Source organism: Streptococcus sp. 449_SSPC, assembly GCF_001073005.1.
In the GTDB taxonomy this organism is placed as follows: domain Bacteria; phylum Bacillota; class Bacilli; order Lactobacillales; family Streptococcaceae; genus Streptococcus; species Streptococcus salivarius_F.
The window spans coordinates 63543-84894 of record NZ_JVGR01000002.1; the positions used below are offsets into that span (position 1 = coordinate 63543).

At 40.8% G+C, this 21352-nt stretch carries 24 protein-coding genes and 1 tRNA gene; 4 read left to right on the forward strand and 21 right to left on the reverse strand.

Features of this window, described 5'->3' with window-relative positions; genetic code table 11:
• Positions 1-180: 180 nt before the first annotated feature.
• On the forward strand, positions 181-2379 hold the full coding sequence (locus ADH51_RS00320; RefSeq protein WP_048673755.1) for an ABC transporter substrate-binding protein/permease: 2199 nt from the start codon (positions 181-183) through the stop codon (positions 2377-2379).
• Positions 2379-3119: an amino acid ABC transporter ATP-binding protein gene (locus tag ADH51_RS00325; RefSeq protein WP_048673757.1), complete on the forward strand. Its 741-nt coding sequence runs from the start codon at positions 2379-2381 to the stop codon at positions 3117-3119. Before ADH51_RS00320 ends, ADH51_RS00325 begins: the two co-directional genes overlap by 1 nt.
• Before the next feature lie 75 nt (positions 3120-3194).
• Here the strand turns inward: ADH51_RS00325 and ADH51_RS00330 are convergent, their stop codons facing one another.
• The 7 genes from ADH51_RS00330 to ADH51_RS00355 all read right to left on the reverse strand — a co-directional run bounded on the left by ADH51_RS00330 (position 3195) and on the right by ADH51_RS00355 (position 7699).
• On the reverse strand, positions 3195-3392 hold the full coding sequence (locus ADH51_RS00330; protein WP_002884415.1) for a hypothetical protein: 198 nt from the start codon (positions 3390-3392) through the stop codon (positions 3195-3197).
• A gap of 127 nt (positions 3393-3519) precedes the next feature.
• Positions 3520-4833: a GTPase ObgE gene (gene obgE / locus ADH51_RS00335; protein WP_002891491.1), complete on the reverse strand. Its 1314-nt coding sequence runs from the start codon at positions 4831-4833 to the stop codon at positions 3520-3522.
• Between the two features lie 94 nt (positions 4834-4927).
• Positions 4928-5056 carry a DUF4044 domain-containing protein gene (locus tag ADH51_RS09675; protein ID WP_002884629.1) on the reverse strand — a complete coding sequence of 43 codons (129 nt, stop codon included), beginning with the start codon at positions 5054-5056 and terminating at the stop codon, positions 4928-4930.
• 80 nt (positions 5057-5136) lie between these two features.
• The gene (locus ADH51_RS00340) at positions 5137-5868 is read right to left on the reverse strand and encodes a pseudouridine synthase (RefSeq protein WP_048673760.1); all 732 of its coding nucleotides are present in this window, start codon (positions 5866-5868) and stop codon (positions 5137-5139) included.
• On the reverse strand, positions 5869-6843 hold the full coding sequence (locus ADH51_RS00345; RefSeq protein ID WP_048673762.1) for a GyrI-like domain-containing protein: 975 nt from the start codon (positions 6841-6843) through the stop codon (positions 5869-5871). It lies immediately after the preceding gene.
• A gap of 13 nt (positions 6844-6856) precedes the next feature.
• Positions 6857-7240: a PaaI family thioesterase gene (locus ADH51_RS00350; protein ID WP_048673764.1), complete on the reverse strand. Its 384-nt coding sequence runs from the start codon at positions 7238-7240 to the stop codon at positions 6857-6859.
• Positions 7241-7333: 93 nt separating this feature from the next.
• Entirely contained in the window at positions 7334-7699 is a 366-nt protein-coding gene (locus ADH51_RS00355) for an OsmC family protein (RefSeq protein ID WP_037611863.1), read from the reverse strand.
• Positions 7700-7946: 247 nt separating this feature from the next.
• Here ADH51_RS00355 and ADH51_RS00360 point away from each other — a divergent pair, with 247 nt between their 5' ends.
• Both ADH51_RS00360 and ADH51_RS00365 read left to right on the forward strand, forming a co-directional pair.
• Positions 7947-8312, forward strand: coding sequence for a hypothetical protein (locus tag ADH51_RS00360; RefSeq protein WP_048673766.1), 366 nt, complete (start codon positions 7947-7949; stop codon positions 8310-8312).
• 115 nt (positions 8313-8427) lie between these two features.
• On the forward strand, positions 8428-9318 hold the full coding sequence (locus ADH51_RS00365; RefSeq protein ID WP_022495785.1) for a DMT family transporter: 891 nt from the start codon (positions 8428-8430) through the stop codon (positions 9316-9318).
• 36 nt (positions 9319-9354) lie between these two features.
• Here the strand turns inward: ADH51_RS00365 and ADH51_RS00370 are convergent, their stop codons facing one another.
• From ADH51_RS00370 to ADH51_RS00435, 14 genes are all read right to left on the reverse strand, one after another.
• Positions 9355-9594, reverse strand: a complete 240-nt coding sequence (locus tag ADH51_RS00370) for a hypothetical protein (RefSeq protein WP_002884756.1) — start codon at positions 9592-9594, stop codon at positions 9355-9357.
• A 291-nt stretch (positions 9595-9885) separates the two neighbouring features.
• Entirely contained in the window at positions 9886-10533 is a 648-nt protein-coding gene (serB, locus tag ADH51_RS00375) for a phosphoserine phosphatase SerB (RefSeq protein ID WP_048673767.1), read from the reverse strand.
• Positions 10534-10644: 111 nt separating this feature from the next.
• A complete protein-coding gene (gene ezrA / locus ADH51_RS00380; RefSeq protein WP_048673769.1) occupies positions 10645-12369 on the reverse strand; it encodes a septation ring formation regulator EzrA in 1725 nt (574 codons plus the stop codon).
• Between the two features lie 96 nt (positions 12370-12465).
• On the reverse strand, positions 12466-14418 hold the full coding sequence (gyrB, locus tag ADH51_RS00385) for a DNA topoisomerase (ATP-hydrolyzing) subunit B (RefSeq protein WP_048673771.1): 1953 nt from the start codon (positions 14416-14418) through the stop codon (positions 12466-12468).
• Positions 14419-14979 (reverse strand): HAD-IA family hydrolase, encoded by a 561-nt coding sequence (locus tag ADH51_RS00390; protein WP_048673773.1) that lies wholly within the window; start codon positions 14977-14979, stop codon positions 14419-14421.
• A gap of 85 nt (positions 14980-15064) precedes the next feature.
• Positions 15065-15760 (reverse strand): LrgB family protein, encoded by a 696-nt coding sequence (locus tag ADH51_RS00395; RefSeq protein ID WP_037598330.1) that lies wholly within the window; start codon positions 15758-15760, stop codon positions 15065-15067.
• On the reverse strand, positions 15753-16127 hold the full coding sequence (locus tag ADH51_RS00400; protein WP_037598332.1) for a CidA/LrgA family protein: 375 nt from the start codon (positions 16125-16127) through the stop codon (positions 15753-15755). The genes ADH51_RS00395 and ADH51_RS00400 overlap by 8 nt, the downstream gene beginning before the upstream one ends.
• 152 nt (positions 16128-16279) lie before the next feature.
• Positions 16280-16350, reverse strand: a tRNA-Thr gene (locus ADH51_RS00405).
• Between the two features lie 57 nt (positions 16351-16407).
• Positions 16408-16761, reverse strand: coding sequence for an arsenate reductase family protein (locus ADH51_RS00410; RefSeq protein ID WP_048673775.1), 354 nt, complete (start codon positions 16759-16761; stop codon positions 16408-16410).
• Positions 16762-16795: 34 nt separating this feature from the next.
• On the reverse strand, positions 16796-17290 hold the full coding sequence (locus ADH51_RS00415; RefSeq protein ID WP_048673777.1) for a methylated-DNA--[protein]-cysteine S-methyltransferase: 495 nt from the start codon (positions 17288-17290) through the stop codon (positions 16796-16798).
• Positions 17291-17344: 54 nt separating this feature from the next.
• The gene (locus ADH51_RS00420; RefSeq protein WP_048673779.1) at positions 17345-18523 is read right to left on the reverse strand and encodes a 3-phosphoglycerate dehydrogenase family protein; all 1179 of its coding nucleotides are present in this window, start codon (positions 18521-18523) and stop codon (positions 17345-17347) included.
• Between the two features lie 18 nt (positions 18524-18541).
• On the reverse strand, positions 18542-19099 hold the full coding sequence (locus ADH51_RS00425) for a GNAT family N-acetyltransferase (protein WP_002884484.1): 558 nt from the start codon (positions 19097-19099) through the stop codon (positions 18542-18544).
• Between the two features lie 12 nt (positions 19100-19111).
• Positions 19112-20206: a 3-phosphoserine/phosphohydroxythreonine transaminase gene (serC, locus tag ADH51_RS00430; protein ID WP_048673781.1), complete on the reverse strand. Its 1095-nt coding sequence runs from the start codon at positions 20204-20206 to the stop codon at positions 19112-19114.
• A 154-nt stretch (positions 20207-20360) separates the two neighbouring features.
• The gene (locus tag ADH51_RS00435) at positions 20361-21254 is read right to left on the reverse strand and encodes an ROK family protein (protein WP_048673783.1); all 894 of its coding nucleotides are present in this window, start codon (positions 21252-21254) and stop codon (positions 20361-20363) included.
• Between the last annotated feature and the right edge of the window lie 98 nt (positions 21255-21352).

Consider the following 21352-nt stretch of genomic DNA (forward strand, 5'->3'; position numbering starts at 1 on the left):
AATCTTACATGTATTCGATTACAGTGTAACTAATTGACACAAGCTTGTCAAATTCTTCTAAAACTCTTCTCATATCTAACGAACTTTGTTATATTTCCTAACATCAAACTCTAAGAAGTTTGATAACAAGACCTTTTTTTGATAGAATAGGAAGGTATTTTATAAAGGAGACTTTTTATAATGAAGAAAAAACTTCTGACACTCTTCTTGAGTGTCATGTCAGTTTTCTTTGTTTTCGGAGCTAAGGTATCTGCCGAGACTATCTCAGTCGTTTCAGATACAGCCTATGCCCCATTTGAATTCAAAGATTCTGATCAGACCTACAAGGGTATCGACGTTGATATCATCAACGAAGTTGCCAAACGTAAAAATTGGGACGTTAACCAAACCTTCCCTGGTTTCGATGCAGCTGTCAATGCTGTTCAATCAGGCCAAGCTGACGCCCTTATGGCCGGTACTACTGTTACCGACGCACGTAAGAAGGTCTTTACTTTCTCAGACACTTATTACGACACCTCAATTGTTATCTACACACGTAGTAGCGATAAAGTCAGCGACTACAAACAATTGAAGGGTAAAACAGTCGGTGTTAAAAACGGTACCGCTTCTCAAACTTGGCTTGATAAAAATGCTAGCAAATATGGTTTCACTGTTAAAACTTTTGACACTAGCGACTTGATGAACAACAGCTTGGATTCTGGTTCTGTTGATGCAGCTATGGACGACACACCAGTTGTTAAATACGCTATTGGTCAAGGAAAAGACTACGCTATCAACATTAAGCCTGAATCTATCGGTAGCTTCGCTTTCGCTGTTAAAAAAGGTGGAAAACACGAAGATCTTATCAAAGATTTCAACGAAGCTCTTAAGGAAATGAAGAATGACGGCACCTACGACAAAATCATGAACAAATGGTTGGGTGACTCATCAAAATCTTCTTCATCAAAACCTTCAGCAGATCTTAAATTGACTGGTGATGCCAACGCAAAAGCCACTCCTGCTAAGGAAACCTACACTATCTCAATGGACTCATCTTTTGCTCCATTCGAATACCAAAATGGTTCAGGTAAATATGTAGGTATCGATGTCGATATCATCAATGCCATTGCTAAAAACCAAGGTTTCAATGTCAAATTGACAAACCCTGGTTTCGATGCATCACTTAATGCTGTACAATCTAGCCAAGCTGATGCCGTATTGGCTGGTATGACCATCACTGATGCTCGTAAACAAATCTTTGACTTCTCTGATCCTTACTACACATCAAACATTCGTTTGGCTGTAGCTAAAGGAAGTAAGGTTAAATCTTACAAGGATCTCAAAGGTAAGACTGTAGGAGCTAAAAATGGTACGTCATCTTACTCATGGTTGGAAGACCATGCTGGTGAATATGGCTTTACTGTTCGTGCTTACGATGAAGCTTCTACTATGTACGACAGCTTGAACTCTGGTTCAATCGATGCTCTTATGGATGATGAAGCCGTTCTTCTATACGCTATCCAACAAGGGCGTAACTTTACAACACCAATTGAAGGTATTGCTACTGGTGAAGTCGGCTTTGCTGTTAAAAAAGGTGCTAATCCTGAGTTGATTGAAATGTTCAACAATGGTTTGGCTGCTATCGTGAAAGATGGTACTTACGATAAGATTATCAATAAATACCTCGATAGCAACAAATCAAAAGAAGGAAGCACAAAAAAAGCTACCGATGAAACAACCATCGTAGGCTTGATTAAAAACAACTACAAACAGCTTCTCCAAGGTCTTGGAATTACCCTTGGTTTGACCCTTCTTTCATTTGCTATTGCCATGATTATCGGTGTTATCTTCGGTATGATGGCAGTTGCACCAAACAAGACACTTCGTGTGATTTCACAAGTCTTCGTTGACGTGGTTCGTGGTATCCCATTGATGATCGTTGCAGCCTTCATCTACTGGGGTATTCCTAACTTGATTGAAAACATCACTGGTCACCAGTCACCAATCAATGACTTCGTGGCAGCAACAATCGCCCTCTCACTTAACGGTGGTGCTTACATTGCCGAAATTGTGCGTGGTGGTATTGAAGCTGTCCCTATTGGTCAGATGGAAGCCAGCCGAAGCTTGGGTGTTCCTTACAATACAACAATGCGTAAGGTCATCTTGCCACAGGCGGTTCGCTTGATGTTGCCAAACTTCATCAACCAATTTGTTATCTCATTGAAAGATACAACTATCGTATCAGCTATCGGTTTGGTTGAACTCTTCCAAACTGGTAAAATCATCATTGCTCGTAACTACCAATCATTCCGTATGTATGCGATCTTGGCCATCCTTTACTTGGTTATCATCACATGCTTAACGAAATTGGCTAAACGACTAGAAAAGAGACTTAAATAATGGCTGAATTGAAAATCGATGTGCAGGACTTGCACAAATCATACGGCGACAATGAAGTCCTTAAAGGCATTGACGCCAAATTCTACGAAGGTGACGTTGTATGTATCATCGGTCCTTCAGGTTCTGGTAAATCAACCTTCCTTCGTACGCTTAACCTACTTGAGACAGTGACATCTGGTAAAGTAGTCGTTGATGGCTATGAATTATCAGACCCTAAAACAAATCTTGACAAAGCCCGTGAAAATATCGGGATGGTCTTCCAACATTTCAACCTCTTCCCACACATGACAGTCCTTGAAAACGTAACATTTGCACCTGTTGAACTTGGACGTATGAACAAGGAAGAAGCTGATAAATTAGCTATGGATCTTCTTGATCGTGTTGGACTTGCTGACAAAGCCGATGCTACACCTGATAGCTTGTCAGGTGGGCAAAAGCAACGTGTGGCAATTGCACGTGGTTTGGCGATGAATCCTGACATCATGCTCTTTGACGAACCTACTTCTGCCCTTGACCCCGAAATGGTCGGAGACGTTCTTAATGTTATGAAAGAATTGGCAGAGCAAGGTATGACCATGATTATCGTTACTCACGAAATGGGATTTGCCCGTCAGGTAGCCAACCGAGTAATCTTTACTGCGGACGGTGAGTTCCTCGAAGATGGTTCGCCAGATCAAATCTTCGATAACCCACAACACCCACGTTTGAAAGAATTCTTGGACAAGGTTCTAAACGCTTAATCATCACAACAGTTACTCTTGCTAGAGTAGCTGTTTTTGATTACCAATTTGGATAAGAAAAAAACAGAGCAAGTGCTAGACTTGCTCTGTTTCTTCATTTAATTCAGGGTGTTTTGCTGCTTCTTCCCTTGCCAAACGTTCACGCTCAAGACGGAGTTTTCGGTTAGGATTTAAGCGCGTAAAGAGTTCTTCAAGTTTCTTTGGATTCCAAACATCGGCCGCAGAAACAAAGTTCCCATCTTTATCCCTAAAGGATATCGGTTTATCTCCCATTGTAAACCTCTTATTTCAATATTTTTATATTTCACTGACTTTACGCAGTTAGTGAGGTTGATAGGCCGTCCGCCATAGCGGCTGCCGTAGACTATCAAGTGCTTGGCACTTAGAGAGTCTTTCAACGTCAATCCACAAACTCAAATTCGAAGTTACCAATACGAACGATATCGCCATCCTTAGCACCACGTTCACGAAGCGCTTCATCAACTCCCATACCACGCAATTGACGTGCAAATTTCATGATTGATTCGTCACGTTCCATGTTGGTCATAACAAAGAGTTTTTCAAGTTTCTCACCAGAAAGTACCCATGAGGCATCGTCGTCACGGCTAATTTCAAATGGACGTTCATCCTCGTTAAAGCCGTAGTAAACTTCTTCTTGTTCCATATCATCTTCGCTATAAAGCAAGAATTCGTCTGTCTCATCAAGCAATTTTGCAGTAGCTTCTAAGAGATTTTCCAAACCTTGGTGAGCCAAACTTGAAATTGGGAAAATTTGTGGCAACTCATCGAATTCATCGTAGTTAGCAGCCAATTTTTCCTTAAACTCTTTCAAGTTTTCCTCAGCCTCAGGCATGTCCATCTTATTAGCCACAATAATTTGTGGGCGTTCCATCAAGCGTAAGTTGTAAGTTTCCAACTCTTTATTGATTTGAAGGTAATCCTCGTAAGGATCACGTCCTTCACTCGCTGACATATCAATCACATGGAGGATAACACGTGTACGCTCAATGTGGCGAAGGAACTGCGTTCCCAAACCAACACCCTGACTAGCCCCCTCAATCAATCCTGGAAGGTCAGCCATAGCAAAGCTCTCACCTGACTTAGTACGGACCATTCCCAAGTTAGGAACAATTGTCGTAAAATGATAGGCACCAATCTTTGGTTTTGCTGCTGTTACCACACTGAGAATCGTTGATTTACCAACAGATGGGAAACCAACCAAACCAACATCAGCCAAAATCTTCAATTCCAATTGAAGTTCGCGTTCTTCACCTGGTTCACCATTTTCAGCGATTTCAGGAGCAGGGTTACGAGGTGTTGCAAAACGGATATTTCCTCGACCACCACGTCCACCGTGAGCAATGACAAACTCTTGGCCATCTTCAACCAAATCAGTAATAACTTTGCCGGTCTCAGCATCACGAACTGTCGTACCTGGCGGGATGCTAACGATGAGGTCTTCAGCACCTCGACCGTGCATTCCCTTGGTCATCCCTTTTTCGCCATTCTTAGCCTTGAATTTACGGTTATAACGGAAATCCATAAGGGTACGCAAGCCTTCGTCAACCTTGAAAATGACTGAGCCACCCTTACCACCGTCACCGCCCCAAGGACCGCCATTGGGTACATATTTCTCACGACGGAAAGCGACCATCCCGTCACCACCACGACCAGCTTTGACACTAATCTTGGCTGTATCTAAAAACATACTCATCTCTCTATCTCTCTTTCTGATTCATGTGTCCTATATCAAGACATTCTCATATAAAAGAATTTCCGACAGACACAAAAAAACGCTTGATAGCGTCTTAAAGGACAGCTGCGACTGCTTGGAAAATCAATGCCCCAACTGTTACTAATAGCATAATCAAAACGACCAATACTGTTAGACGTTCAAAAAATGATTTCTTACGTGGTCCGTTATCTCCAAATGCCACTTGAATTTACCTCGTTTTTTCTTCTATTATTTCACAATAATAGTAACAAAAATCTGCCCATTTCGCAACTCTTAACTAGCTTAAGCCAAAGGAATTCCAAAAACAGCTAAAGCTTCCAACTCCTCCTCGGTTAAACGTCGCCAAGCACCAAGTTCTAAATCATCTGGCAGACTTAAAGGCCCCATACTCATACGTTGTAACTCTGTCACTTCCTTACCACAAGCAGCTACCATACGCTTAACCTGATGGAATTTCCCCTCAGCAATGGTAATCTGAACCAAGCTAGTCCCAGCATCCCTATCTACGGATACAATCTCTAGTTTAGCTGGTTGGCAAGTGTGGTCTTTGAGTTCAATCCCTTTTTCAAAAGCCAGAATATCCTCCTGATCCATGATACCATCCACCTTGGCTTGATAAATCTTGTCCACATGTTTCTTTGGAGATAGCATGGCGTGGGCTAAGTCACCATTATTGGTCAATAGAAGAAGACCATGAGTGTCAATATCCAAGCGGCCAACTGGAAAAACTTGCTTATGTCTTGCTGTGTCATCGAGTAAATCGAGCACTGTCTTGTGACGGGCATCCTCTGTTGCTGAAATGACCCCCTGAGGCTTATTTAAAAGATAGTAAACAAAGGTCTCGTGTGTTAATGCTTGACCTTGAAAAGCAATCTGATCTTGCTTCTCATCAATCTGAGCCTTAGGTGACGTCTCCACTTGACCATTTACAGTCACTTGCTTCTTTTTTAGGAAGGTCTTGACCTGACTACGACTCCCGACACCACAGTCCACCAAAAACTTATCCAGACGCATCTAAACTTCCTCCTTTATTGGAATCCAAACTTCCATCTCATAATCTTCAGCCTGACGATTTCCTGGGAGATAAACCTCTACAGTGGGCTGGTCAATCATTTCAAAATGGTTCTTAGCATAGTGAAAACTCTCCCAAACAGCTGCCGTTGCCGGCCCTCTAAGTTTAAATACCGCATAAGTAGCTGGTGCTAGAGCAATCATTTCCATACTATCATCCTCACCAGCCAAGGCTGTTACATAAGTCTTGCGACTGCCATCATTGATCCGAATGCCATAGGTAGGAACAGCCAAATCATCTTGCTCTGCTAAAAAAGGTACCCAAAGGAAGTCTGTTGGCTTACCTAATTCCTCGCCTTCAAAAACCATCCCTGAAAAACTCAAAAACCCCTTCCGAACAACCCTCACATCATAACGAACGGTTACTAAATCCAACTTTTGAATCACCTTTTTCAGTTTTGTCAGCTCAACTGGAGCCTCGCCCGCTAGGACATAGGAAATCTTTTCTACAAATGCTTCTTTTTCGGCATTACCAGAGCCTATAGGAACCAAGACCCAATCTTCTGCTACAACGCTTTGATCTTCACAAAGGTAGGTAAAGTGCTTTCCTCCTTCGTTAAAAGACACATCAGCTAAACGAAAAAGAGGTTCAGGCAAATCGACAACCACCATCTCAAGCCCGTTTGCCTTAAACAAGAGCTCTTGATCCCTTAAACGAGCCTTCATAGCCAAGCTATCACTATCAATAGAAAAGCTGTTATCCGAGTCCATTACAGACTGAAAGAAGGCCTGGTGTAAACCTGAAAAAGTCCAGACAGCATGCCAACGACACATCATCTCATAATCGTCAATGGTCACCAGAAGAGAGAGCTCCTGCTGGTCAGATGCATAGGAATATGCTTGAACGCTCAATTGGTCTGGTGTCAGGTAGTCATTAACAAAGACCGCAAAGTCATCCATGGTTTGAAAATCTGACATAAACGCTCCTTTTCTATTCCTCGACCGAGCCTGTCACATACATAGTAAATGTAGCCCTTGTAAGAATTTTCTCTTCCTGATTAGTAATGACAACTTCCACCACCTTAGTCGTCTTACCGTTATGAACACACAATCCTTCAATCTTGAGTTGGTCAGACAAATTCCCTGCCTTGAGATAATTGATATTAGACTGAAGCGTCACCGCATAGTCACCTGTTGAAATGGCCACGAGCCCTGCGACCTGATCACAAAGCGTAAACAAATACCCCCCGTGAGCATTACCAAAATAATTCAGGGACTTCTCGACTACCTTAGTTGTCACGATAACATGTCCCGTTTCAAATAGTTCTTCTTGAAAATTCTCAAATACACGGATCTCATGTAGTTTATCTTCCATAGCAAGCCCTCCTATCGTTGCTCATTCCATACCTAGTGAAATGACACGTCTTTATCTACTAGTATAACACGAAGTTCATAAAGGATAACAAGCTTATTTAGCTAAGCTAATATCAACCTTAATATCTTCACGAAAAAGCTTCTTCACTCGACAATAATTATCCACAAAAGCCAAGAGTTCTTGTTCATTTTCCAAAATCAGATCCTTAGGTAAATAAATCGCAAGTGTAAAATGCCCTTCTTCATAGTTGGAATCAACCTGAATAGCAAGCTCCTCAATTCCCTGATACTTGGCAAAATAACTCTGTAGACACATGGTCACACAAGAAGCCAAAGCAATATTCACCAGGCTCATAGGTGTTTCCCCATCTTCCGTATAGCCAAAAAGTTCCACAGGTGCTCCATACCCCTCTGAAAGTGAATGGAATCGTTTGTCACCTTTAATTGTTGTTTGATACATCATATCACCTCAATCTGTTTTTATTATTATAACAAAGAGAGGCCTAAGGAACCGAGCTGAACGATTTGAAATATCTATCAAAAAAACAGAAAGCGTAAGGGTTTTTAACTCTTATTTTCCAATAGATTAGTCTTGTACAACACTGATATTACCGAGGGATTCCAGTTGAGTAAAAACGACTAGAAGCGTTTTTAAAATTTTAGTTTTTCATTTAAAATGAATTTATTAAGAAAAAAGGGAGACTATTATGAAAATATTTTCTAAATTAACTTTAGCCTCTGTCTCAGTTCTTGCCTTGTTGACCTTAGCAGCATGTGGCAACCCTAAAGACAAAACTGACTCGTCATCTTCAGCACCATCATCAAGCAAGGTGACCAAAGAATCTTCTTCAACTGATTCAAGTGCTTCAGTAAAAGTCAACAAAGATGGATCAACTGAAGTCAGCGACGGAAACGGTAACTCAGCAAAAACAAACGACAATAACACTGTAGAAGCCAACGATAGCGAAGGTAACAGCGCAACAGTTGGTCAAGATGGTTCAGTCGAAGTTAATAGCCAAGACGGTACAAACGTCAAAGTCGGATCAGACGGAACTGTCTCAATTGGTAACTAAATAAGATAAAAAAGGCTAGCTATTCTGCTAGTCTATTTTTTAGATTTAGATTGATGTAAACGCTTCCTGAAAGTGTTATAATAGGCGTGGTAATCCAAATTCAGGAGGTGAGACAATGAAAAATAAAATCATCTTGGGATGTTTGGCTGCAGCGACTTGTGAGATTCTCTTTGGGCTCAGTTTTATCTTTACCAAATCTATTACAGCACAGGTCAGTGACCTGGCTTTAATCTCTTGGCGTTTTGTCACAGCCTTCCTTTTTATTAACCTCTATTTCCTCATCAGTCGACGTCGGATAAACATTAACGGTAGGAATCTTAAACCTCTGACACGTATTGCCATCCTCAATCCGATTATCTATTTTATCTGTGAAACGATTGGCATTCGTATGACGACGGCTTCTGAAAGTGGAGCCTTTCTCGCCTGCATCCCAGTCGTTGCCCTTATCATGTCTAGCCTTATTTTAAAAGAATGGCCCAGCCGTTGGCAGGTGGTCGGTGTCATCACCACCCTCGTCGGTATCATCATGGCTGTCTTTGCTGCTGGCGGTTCTACCCACTTCTCCCTGGTGGGCTACTTGATTCTAGGTCTAGCAGTTGTCTCCTACGCCCTGTATTGCGTTGATGTTGAAAGGGCCAGTCAATTCAGTAGCCTTGAGATTACTTATTTTATGCTTGCCAGTGGTTGCATGACATTCGGACTCTTTGCACTTAGCCAAGGCTTTCTAGCAGGCGATTTGAAAGAGCTCTTGCTACTCCCTGTGACCAATCCAAAATTCACTATCACCATCCTTTATCAAGGCTTGGGATGCAGTGTTCTGGGCTATCTTCTATCAAATTTTGCCATCGCAAATATCGGGGTTAACCGAACAGCATCCTTTATTGGGATTTCGACAATTATCTCAATTCTAGCGGCTGTCGTCGTCTTAGGAGAACCCTTCTCGTATTTACAAATTTTTGCAGGAATTTTAGTCGTCTTGGGCGTCTATGTGGCCAATAAAACCTAAAACTCTCGGGAATTAATCTTCCGAGAGTTTTTAGTCTTAATCAAGCTCTGTTTGGATTAACACGACGAGTTCTTCCTCATTAGGAATGCTGCTTACCGCAGTCGGCTCAGGTAAAGCCTTATCTCCATACCCCTTAATAATATGTGATAAGAACACAGACGCTTTTGTCATGGCAAGAGGTAAAGAATCTGCCCTAATGCTACGACCAAAATCAGGAAAACTAATTTGATAACCTTCCTCAATCGTGTGAAAAATCGCTGGATATTCGTATAACATGTCTCTTCCCCCATTTCAATACTATACTCCTCTATGATATGATGCGTTTGAAGAGAAGTCAACCAAAAATCGTTATAATAAAGGTATTGAAACCATTCGAAACAACACAGCTCTAAAACAAAGATAATCAAGTTTGCATTTCAGCGGTAGGTTTGAAACCATTCGAAACAATACAGCAAAGTTAAAATAAGGCTTAGTCCGTATTCAACTTGAGAAAGTGGCACCAATTCGGTGCTTTTTTGCTGCACAAAGAGTCCCTTGGAATCATCCAAAGGACTCTTTTTATCTGTTCTATTTCTCAACCCTATCCAAAATATCAATCACCTTATACAAATCTGGTTCTGTGATTTGATAAGGCGCTTGTTCACGGACAATTGGTTTGGCACAAAAGGCGATGCCGATGCCAGCTGTCTTAATCATAGGCAAATCATTGGCTCCGTCACCCATAGCAATGGTTTGCGAGAGTTCGAGACCATTTTCTGATGCCCAATCTTTGAGTTTGGCTACCTTGACATCTTTGGTGACAATGTCACCATAGACCTTACCAGTTAAGACACCGTCAACCACCTCTAGGTGATTAGCCTTAACATAATCGATTCCTGCTTCAACTGCTAGTCTATCCACAGTCTCATGGAAACCTCCAGAAACCAAGCCTACCTTAAAGCCACGGGCGTGGAGTTCATCTACAAGTTCCTTGGCTCCCTTGTTGAAATGAATACGAGCGTAGACCTTGTCAAATATACTCTCTGGTAATCCCTTGAGGGTCGCCACACGCTCATTCAAGGCCTGTCTAAAATCCAATTCTCCACGCATGGCACGCTCTGTGATTTCAGCAACCTTTTGACCAACGCCTGCTTCTTCTCCCAATAAATCAATTACTTCTTCTTGGACAAGAGTTGAGTCTACATCCATAACTAATAAGCCTTTTACTTCCGACATAATTACCTCGATTCTTTGATGCCTATATAAGCCTTCACTAGATTTAATTTTAATATGAAATGAAAAATGGACCTTACAAAAAATTCTGGACCGTAGCCCAGAATCTTTCTCTTACATACGAATTTGTTCGCGTGTCTTCTCGTAAGATGATACAAAACGATCTGTCACACCTGGTTCAACTGTTTCCAAGGCATAAGAGATTTCTTCTAAAGATGCATCATAATCATGATCAACTTCAAACAATTTAAGCGCATGCTCAAAGCTGCTTTGAACAGCAGGTTCGAATGAACGATAGCGGTTTGAGTATTGCAAGAGTTGCTCAGTCAAGGTTGCATTTTGAACAACCAAGTAAGCAGTCTCTTCCAAATGATCAATGGCATTTTTAGATATTTCTGTCAAACGCATTACCGCATCAATATTAATACGTCCACGGCTGAGTTCATCCATAAGGGCCTCAATTTGAGCACTAGTTGAGAAGAATACACTCAAGAAGGATTGAGGAATACCTGGCAGGTTACGTTTTTCCATGTAACGCTTGATAACATGCAATTTATTAACATAAAGATCAAGCTCTTCACGTGCTTTAGCTTCGTTTTTCTCAATAGCCTGGAGATTTTCAAAGACCTCAACCTGACCGTTTTCAACAGCTGACAAGGTATTAAGACTCTTTTCAAAGATTTTCTCAAGTTCTGAGAATGGTTTTACCTGAGTTTCAAAATTTTCAAGGGTTGGAAGAACAGCCGTCTCCACACCTGAAATATCAGATGCAAAGCTACGAACATCTGCCGCATATGTTTCATCGAAGATGTAAGTCAACATGAGACGCTCAAGCTCTTCTTGAAGTTTCTTGTTGTTTTCTTTAGCATGCTTGAGATAATCTGGCAAAACTTTCTTTTGACGCATAACAACCTTATATGAGGCAATTTCACGTTCAAAAATGCTATACAAGTTGTCAATTTTTTCTTGAATCTCAGCGTTTTCTTCTTCCGCACGGTCTAAATCAAGAGAAACCAGCTCACTTGAGTTTGAACGGATAGCTTCACGAATTTCTTGGAAGCGACGCTCGATATTTTTCTCAGGGAAGTGATAATTTTGCTCAATCAACTTGCGATAGCCAGATTCCAAATCATCCAACTGATCTGGGAAATCATCTTCCAACTTAGCTACAATAGCAGGAATTTTCTCTGAAATTTGACCCAATGCAATAGTGTGCTCTTCTGCACGATCCAAAATGCTTGATGCCTCAACAGGGTCACCTGATGAGTTAAGAGTCACGAATTCTGCAAACTCAGCTTCAATGTTTTTAAGCTGCTTATTGATTTCGGTCATGGTAGAACCGAAATTATCAGAGTTTTCCTCGATTGAGTTTTGCAACTCTTCATACAAGTCTAATGCATGCTTAACGCGAGCACTGTTCTTTTCTTCTTGTTCTTTCAAGGTTGAGAGCGCCTCACGGATAGACTTGATGTCTTCTTCCACAAGATCCAACTGACTCTCAATGTTATTGATTTCACCACTAGCCTTGAAGAAATGGAAGGTATCGTTCATATTTTCAGCTTCGAAAATATGATTTTCAATATCTGCGAATGAATTTGTCGAGATATCAATCCATTTCTGATTCCATTCACGGAATGTTGTTTGACTTTGTCCAATCAAGTGAAGCTTTTTAACTTCTTCAATTTCTTCGTTAATTGGCAAGTCAAACAATTTTTGCTTGCGTTCTTCAAGCTGTGCAATCCGCGAATCATTTCGTTTTCTAATAAGAATACCGACTAAGTAAGCGATAATTACGAGCATAACTACCACTACAATCAGTAAAACAATTCCGCTAGACATAGTTTCTCCTTAATCGTCTATTATGTTCATAAATGTAGAATAACATTACGATTATATCATAGTTATCCTAGCATTGCACCCTTTTCTAAAAGAATATTAGATATCTAGAGTACTGTAAACGGCATTTTCTTCGATAAATTCGCGGCGAGGTTCAACCTTGTCTCCCATCAGCATATCGAAAATCTTATCTGCTTCTGCAGCGTCATCCACAGAAACACGTGCCATCAAACGATTTTCAGGGTCCATGGTTGTTTCCCAAAGTTGGTGGTCATCCATTTCACCCAAACCTTTATAACGTTGAACTGTAGGTTTTGAACGTCCCACACTATACTTTTCAAGAGCAGCACGCAATTTGTCTTCTTGATCGACACCAGGTTGGATGTATTCTTTAATCTCAGAACCAACCTTAACCCCATAAATTGGTGGTTGAGCAATGTAGACATAGCCTGCTTCCAAGACTGGACGCATAAAGCGGTAAATCAAAGTCAGAAGCAAAGTACGGATGTGAGCCCCATCGACATCGGCATCGGTCATGATTACCAACTTGTGGTAACGAGCCTTGCTGACATCAAATTCAGCTCCAAAACCTGTTCCCATAGCTGTGAAGAGAGAACGAATTTCTTCATTGGCTAGAATCTTATCCATGCTAGCCTTTTCAACGTTCAAAATCTTACCTCGAATTGGCAGAATAGCTTGGAATTCACGGTTACGACCTGATTTAGCAGATCCACCGGCTGAGTCCCCTTCGACAATGAAAAGTTCATTCATTTCAGCATTATTCGATGAACAGTCTGCCAACTTCCCTGGAAGGTTAGAAATTTCAAGACCTGACTTCTTACGTGTCACTTCACGGGCACGCTTAGCGGCGATACGAGCCTTAGAAGCCAAAATCCCTTTTTCAACAATCTTCTTAGCGATTGCAGGATTTTCCAAGAGGAAGCGACTCAAAGCTTCACTGAAGAGACGATTGGTAATCTTAACCACTTCAGAGTTTCCAAGCTTGGTCTTAGTTTGACCTTCAAACTGTGGGTTTGGATGTTTAACAGAGATGATAGCAGTCAAACCTTCACGAACATCATCCCCTGTCAAATTATCATCTTTTTCTTTGAGAATCTTATTCTGACGCGCATAGTCATTAATGACACGCGTTAAGGCTGTACGGAAACCTTGTTCGTGAGTACCACCTTCATGGGTGTGAATATTGTTTGCAAAACTCATCACTGTTTCATGATAGCCAGTTGTGTATTGCATAGCAACTTCAACCGAAATACCATCCATCTCACCATCAGTGTAGATAGGTTCATCAAAGATAACATCCTTGTTTTCATTGATGTATTTCACATAAGATGTGATACCACCTTCGTAGTGATAATGTTTCTCTTGTTCGAGACCTTCACGCTTATCTGTGATAGAGATACGGAGCCCCTTGTTCAAAAAGGCTAATTCTTGGATACGTTTAGCCAATTTTCCAAAATCAAACTCGGTTGTCTCTTGGAAAATCTCTGGGTCTGGCGTAAAGTGAACAGTCGTACCATGTTTCTCTGTTTCACCAATTACTGCCAAATCCGCTACCACTACCCCACGTTTATACTCTTGGAAGTGGATATGGCCATTTTTATAAACCTTAACATCAAGTTGTGTTGAGAGGGCATTAACGACCGAAGAACCAACCCCGTGCAAACCACCAGAGACCTTATAACCACCTCCGCCGAATTTACCACCAGCGTGAAGTACTGTAAAGACAGTTTCTACCGCAGGACGGCCAGTTTTTTCTTGGATATCGACTGGAATACCACGACCATCATCGACAACCGTAATAGAATTGTCCGGCTCGATAAAGACTTGAATATGAGTGGCGAAACCAGCCAAGGCCTCATCGATTGAGTTATCGACAATCTCCCATACCAAATGATGCAACCCCTCTTTTGAGGTTGAGCCAATATACATACCTGGGCGCATACGTACCGCTTCAAGTCCCTCTAGGACTTGAATCTGGCTGGCATCATATTCTTGCGCTTTTTCTTCAAGATTTTTTAATTCATCAGTCATTTATGTCACAATCTCCAATAATGATTTATGGCCGTCAACAAGCAAGGTATCCAGACCCGCTACTTTTCCTGCCTCTATATCTATCTGGCGGTCACCAATGACCAAGCCGTGTTTAATATCGTATTTTTTAATTAAATAAAGGAAACTATCTGGACTCGGCTTTCTAGCAAAACCATTTTCAGAAGTTACAACCTCTGTAAAATAAGAGGCAATTTCTGCTTTATCAAGGATGTCTAGCACCAAGTGATTACGGTGGCTAACCAAAAAATTACGCCCACCCTCGGTCACAATCTTAGCTAGGACAGCCCTAGCACCTTCAAAAAGAACAGGTTCCTGTAAATGCTTGGCTTCCTCCTGCTTATATAGGGTTCGAAAATCAGCTATATCGGGCGCAAACATAGCAATGGCAGTGCTCGTTGATACCTTAAGGGCATCATAGACTGCTTGAGGTTCTGCTGTACGCTCAAATTGTTCTAAAGTTGCTAGAAAGGCTTGGGTTGATACCTGGTAATTATCCAACAAGGTACCACCCAAATCCCAGATATAATCTCCATAATTCATAACCTTAATTATAACATAAAAGGTCAGATTTTGCTTGCTTTTCACAGCTAAAAAGGCTTGGAAAACCTATCCAAACCTTAATTTTTTATTTCAGAATCAAACTCGCTACAATAGGACTAATAAAGACATATAGAATCCCTGTTACAGCGATTGAGAGACCACCCATGGCACCTGCAACCTGACCATATCTGAAGGCAGTTCCTGTACCTACAGCGTGTCCGGTTCCTCCTAGTGAAAGTCCGATAGCGACTGGGTCTTTAATCCCAATCATTTTTAGAAAGACAGGACCTAAGACAGAGGTTAAGATACCCGTAATAACAACTACAACCAAGGTTACCGTCGTAATCCCCTGCATTTTTTCCGAAATTCCCACAGCCATGGCAGTCGTTACAGACTTAGGAAAGAGCGAAATAGCCAAAAAATAATCCATTCCAAAAAGCTTAGCAATCAAGGCCGTGTAAGTCGTATTTAGAACACAAGCAACCGTTGATCCAATTAGAATACTCTTATAGTGATGGCGCATGAGGTGTAGATTTTTATAAAAAGGAACTGCTAGCGCGACTGTTGAAGGAATAATCAAACTGTTAAGATAAGAGCCACCGACATAGTAATCCTTGTAGGAAATTCCTGTATAGTGCAAAATGACGATAATCAGGGCAGTCGATACAAGAAGAGGCGTCGTCAAAGGATTAGGGAAACGGCGATAAATCAATAGCCCTAATGTGTAAGCTAGTACAGAAAGTGTTAGCCCAAACAAGGGTGTGTTAAAAAAATTAGCCACGTTTAACCTCCTCGTAATCACCTTCAAAATGTTTTTTGATGAAACCGACGACTACTGCAATCACTACAATATTAAGAACCAAGGCTCCCATAATAATCAAAATAATAGGGACAATATTCGCTGAAATGGCATTCCAACGTTCCATAATACCGACACCTGCTGGCAAAAATAGAATAGTCATATTGGCAATTAAAAATTCTGCCACAGCATGTATATGACGTAGACGAATCCACTTAAGCTGAAGAGCAATCAGAAGCAAAAATAAGCCAATAATGCTTCCAGGAATAGGTAATTTGAAGAATGTTGACAGAGCTTCACCAATAACGGCAAACAAACAAATCAACATGAATTGAACGTAGTATTTCACGACTTGCCTCCTAGGTTTAATCACCTATTAGTCTACTCCTTTTTTTTTGAATTTCAAGAGTTTTCAGTAAATTCTTTTGAAATATTGAGACCCATAAATCAGCCCCTTTGAACATAAAAAAATCCAACCCAAAGGCTGGACTCTATCACAGATGCCACCACCGAGAATTGAACTCGGAACGGAGCATTACCATTGCTCTATTATACCATTTAACTATAGCGGCAACTGTTTTAATCTTACCATATTTCTATTTACTGTGGCAAGATTTTTTGCTTATTTTTTATAAATTTAAGTCTTGGTAAGGCGTACGGTAACCAATCTGTAAAACCTTACCATCTTTAATCAAGATAGGGCGTTTAATCAACATACCATCTGAAGCTAAGAGTTCAACAGCTTCATCAAGAGATAGCGTTGGTAGCTTATCCTTTAATCCTAGAGATCGGTAGGATTGTCCACTCGTATTAAAGAATTTCTTAAGTTCTAAATCTGACCCTGCCAAAAGCTCTTTTAAAAACTGAGCCGAAGGTGGTTTTTCCTTAATATTAATAGATTTAACATCTAAACCTAATTGATTGAGTTCCGCCTTTGCCTTACGACAAGTGCTACATTTGGGATATTCATAAAAAGTGTACATTTTTTTCTCCTTTTTTCTAGCATAAAATATCTGTCTAAGACTTGTCAAACCTAATGCCTTCTAAATGAAGTAAAAAACGCTTGGCTTCTTCTCCTGCTGCATATTTTCCTATATGACCACTACTAGGAAGTACCCGATGACAAGGGACGAGAACCAACCATGGATTCTTACCAACAGCAGTTCCTACGGCCTGTGCCGATTGACATGAAATCACTTTTCCAATCTGACTATAGGTTCTACTCTGCCCCGCAGGAATGTCCTGTAAAGCTGACCAAACCTTTAACTGGAAGGAGGTCCCTCTATCTGCTAGAGGGAGGGTATCTGGACTTGGATTATTACCTTTAAAATAAGCCTCTAACCAATCCCTCGTCATTTTCAAGATAGGATTTGAGGTGTCTACTAATTCCTCTTCCTTAATACCTGCCTGAAAATGCTTTTGTCCCTCCAACCAAATGCCATAAAGCGCTTGGTCACTTGCCACCAAACACAAGCGTCCAATAGGAGATAAATAATACTGACGATAAAACATATATTTATTATAACAAAAAGACAGGAATCTCTTGTTCCTGTCAATTAACTCTTATTATTTACCTTTAATCAAACGCACACGAACGATATTGTCGCTAGCCTCAAACTTAGCAACCAATTCATCAATCTTAGACTTGTCTGATTCATCAAGGTCAAGAAGTGTATAGGCATAGTCTCCCTTAGAACGGTTGATGATATTATCAATATTGATATTAAAATCAGAAACCGCTGTAGAGATACGAGCCACAATATTTGGCACGTTTTTATTAATCAAAGTGATACGGTATGGGGCACTCAAGGCCTGTTGAACACGTGGGAAGTTGACAGAGTTAACAATTTCACCTGTTTCCATGAAACGACGAATGGTTTGACCTGCCATAATCGCACAGTTAAGTTCTGCTTCACCTGTTGATCCACCAACGTGTGGGAAGACAGTCACATTAGGTTTGTTAAGGAGATCTTCTGTACCAAAGTCTGTGATATAGCGTTTAACCACACCTGTTTCCAAAGCATCAAAGAGGGCATCGTTATCTACCAACTCTGCACGAGCAAAGTTAATGATAGTTGTCCCTTTTTGCATGAGGTTAAAGGCATCCGCATTGAAAGTACCTTTTGTATCTGGTGTCAATGGAACGTGAACAGTGATATAGTCACAGTTTTCAAAAATCTCTTTAAGATCAGAAACACGTTTTACATGGTGAGAGATATTCCAGGCAGCTTCAATAGAAACATATGGGTCGTAACCATAGACCTTCATTCCCAAACGGTAAGCATAATTGGCAATACGTGCACCAATCGCACCAAGCCCGATAACACCCAATGTCTTACCAGTAATCTCGCTACCTGCAAACTGTTTCTTACCTGCTTCAATTTGTTTAGGAACATCGTCACCACTAAGTGTGTTAACCCAAGCATTGGCCGCAATATAGTCACGTGCTGAGAGTAAGATAGAGGCCAAAACAGCTTCTTTAACAGCGTTAGCATTGGCACCTGGAGTATTGAAGACAACAATCCCTTTTTCAGTTGCTTCGTCAACTGGGATATTGTTAGTACCTGCACCAGCACGCGCAATAGCTTTCAAGTTGTCAGGGAAGACAGTGTTATGGAGATTTTGACTACGAATGATATAGGCATCCGGATTTTCCGCTAAATCACCATCAATTTGGAAATGATTTCCAAGTTCCTTCAAACCAATTTGGTTAATATTGTTATACGTTTTTACACTAAATACCATAATTTTATTCCTCTTAAATCAATGTATCCCGTGGTGAGCTGCTTCATCAAGTTCTTGATAAAAGGCTTTCTCCCGCTTAGTTTTGATTTTCTGATAAGCAAGACGTTCACCATCAATAGGAACCTTGCCACAATAGACATAGCCAAGCTTCTCCAAAATATGCTGCATGACAGTATTCTTTTCATGCGTATCGCAACGAAAATCATGAGCATCAGTTCCCTCAATAAGACCTTGAATAAAGGTTTGAGCAATGCCTTGACCCGTAAATTCACTTAAAACGGCAATTCTATGAAAAGTAATGTAGCGCTTATTGTGGTGTTTCCAGTCCCCGTCATAGATTTTGTCGTAGGCAGGGTCTCCATCAACAATCACCGCAGCATAAGAAACGATTTGACCATCAACAATCCCTACATAGGCCTGCCCATTAAGGACATCGTCAAAGATAGTTTCTTCTGTAGGGTAACCATCAGCTCCTTGCCATTGGGTACTCCCCGCTTCTGCTAAAGCAGTTCTAGCACTCTCAATCACAGTCATGATAGCCCCAATTTCATTTGGGAAGGCTTGTCTAATTTCCATCTCTTTACCTAATTATTTATTTTCGGCTTCAAATTTCTTCATAAAGTCAATCAAGTCAAGTACACCCTGACGTGGGAAAGCGTTATAAACACTAGCACGCATACCACCTACTGAACGGTGTCCTTTGATATTCTTGAAACCAAGAGCATCTGCTTCTGCTACAAATTTAGCATCCAACTCTTTACTTGGTGTTACAAATGGAATATTGCAGACAGAACGATCCTTGGCATCTTTGACAGGATTTGTATAGAAATCAGAGGACTCAATGTAATCGTAGAGAAGACCTGATTTCTCACGTTGAATTTCAGCCATCTTGTCCACGCCACCAATTTCATTTTTAACCCAGTCAAAGACGAGTTTTGAAATATAGATGTTGAAACATGGTGGTGTATTGTAAAGTGATCCTGCTTCAGCTTGAATACGGTAATCCAACATGGCAGACAATTGTGGTTGGTCGTTAAGGAAGTCTTCACGAACGATAACCACTGTAACACCAGCAGGTCCAATATTTTTCTGAGCACCAGCATAGATAAGGGCAAAGTCCTCAACATTGTAACGAGCAGCCAAAATATTTGAAGACATATCAGCTACAATTGGCACACCATTAGTATCAGGCAAATCGTAGATAGATGTTCCTTCAATGGTATTGTTCGTTGTCAAGTGAACATAAGCAGCTTCTGAATCAATTGTCGCTGGGTCAAAGCTTGGGATGTGATCGTAAACAGTTTCTTCTGAAGAGGCCAAAAGAATTGGTTCAAAAGGAATAGTTTTTGAAAGTTTAACAGCTTCTGTATAAGCTTTTTTACCCCATGAACCACCTACAAGGTAGTAAGCTTTCTTACCTTGAGCGAGGTTAAGTGGGACCATTGTAAATTGTGTTGAAGCGCCACCTTGCAAGAAAATAACCTTATAGTTATCTGGAATAGCCATGAGTTCACGAAGTGTCGCTTCCGCATCTTTAACGATTTTGTCAAATTCTGGAGAACGGTGGGACATTTCTAGCACGGACATACCGGAATCTTGATAGTTAAGCAATTCAGCTTGGGCTTTTTCAAGCACTGGTTTTGGTAATGTAGCAGGTCCTGCTGAGAAATTATAAATTGTCATAAAGACACCTCCAAAATTTTAATGGTCCTATTATAGCGAATTTTCTGAATATTGTAAAGTGTTAACAGTAAAAAACGAACGGGATTAACCGCTCGCCTCAAAAAAGTTAGGTATTTTATGTATATTTTTAGCAGTAATTGATTTTAGTATCCGTTTATTTCTGCTTAAGAAAATAGGCTGCCCCAATTAGATTAGCTCCATTGTGATGATGACAAGCCACAATCTCGGGACGTTTAATAATTTTACCGATAAAGTCAATCTCATGGTGAACCTTATCAAACTGGCGGTTGACCTCCTCGATAAGAATCGGCTGGGCTGAAATGCCACCTCCAATAACAAAGGTTTCCATATCAAAGATAGTTTGAAGATTCAAAATGGTAATGGCTAGATTACGGCAATAGCTTTCAAAAAGCGAATTGACTGTTTTATCTCCTTCATTTATGGCCTTAAATGCGGCTAAACCATCCTTTATATCTGAATTACCTAGCACTTCATTTACCTTGGTAATTAAACCGACAGCCGACAAAGTCATGCCTCGCATCAATGAAGGATCAACTTTTTCCATTTGAACTGGTAAAAGAAAGGTCAACTCCCCCGCTTGAAAGTGGCTTCCTTGAAAAAGTTTACCATTAATAATAAATCCACCACCTAGACCTGAACCCAAAACAAGGGCTGCACCATTGGTCACTCCTTGCAAATGACCCGTCGCTAGCTCTGCCAAGGCCGCTGCTTTACCATCATTAAGAGCCATCACAGGCAGATGGTACTTGGCTTCGAGGACCTCTTTAATACGAAAGCCGTGGAAGAACCTCAATAAGCCACCATGATAAATCACACCTTCCTCAGTATCAACCGTCCCTGGAACACTAATTGCTATACCTGATAAGTCTACTTCAACTGAAGTAACTATCTGATCAATCACGTCAATAGCTTGTTCTAAGTTTTGTGGGGATGACTGCGTCGGCAGACTCTTTTTAATGGCGAACTGCTCCGAAACAAGTGCTGACTTCACCTGTGTTCCCCCAAAATCAATCGCTAAAATCGTCATAAGCATCCTCCACAGATTGTTTTTCGTCATTATAACACAAAAGAGCAAAAACTAGAAAAAACGGTTCCAAAATGCTATCATAAACTTACAGAATTAGA